General features: G+C 46.0%; 1 protein-coding gene. It reads left to right on the plus strand.

Annotated features, from left to right (window positions below; genetic code table 11):
• Positions 1-426: methyl-accepting chemotaxis protein (locus A3766_RS08075; RefSeq protein ID WP_304440945.1), on the plus strand; the 426-nt coding region annotated here is incomplete at its 5' end.
• Positions 427-581 lie beyond the last annotated feature (155 nt).

Consider the following 581-nt stretch of genomic DNA (forward strand, 5'->3'; position numbering starts at 1 on the left):
GCTGCAATTGAAGCGGCCCGTGCAGGGGATCAAGGTAGAGGATTTGCTGTCGTGGCTGATGAGGTTAGGACACTGTCCAAAAAAAGCAACGAATCAGCTCAGAAGATTAGAACTTTGTTAGACAAAGCGAGTTCTGATGTCAAAGCGGGTGCTGAAGCAGTCAATATGTCGGGCTCCGCGCTAGATAAAGTCGTCATTTCGGTAAAACAGGCGGCGGGGAATATTTCTACCGTCTCAGATTCAATGAGCAAGCAACGTACGCAGATTGAAGAGATTGTTCTGGAGAGTAAGAATGTTGAAGATATTAGTCGAACAAACGCCGACGCGGGGCAAACTTTGATGGATGCAAGTCAGGGGCTTTCAGAATTAGCGCACGAGTTATCAATCATGGCAAAAGATATGAATACCCTAGTAAGAAGCGCGTAGTGATCGCAGCTAATATTGAACACAGTTGAGCACGGTGACTAGTACAATCGGTATCCAACCAAGCTTGTCATCCGCTGAAAACATATTGACATTAAGAACGCCATCGACAGACCGGGTTCAACATTGATGAACCCGTCTATCTCGCTTTACTTAAC

Source organism: Oleiphilus sp. HI0132 (assembly GCF_001635845.1).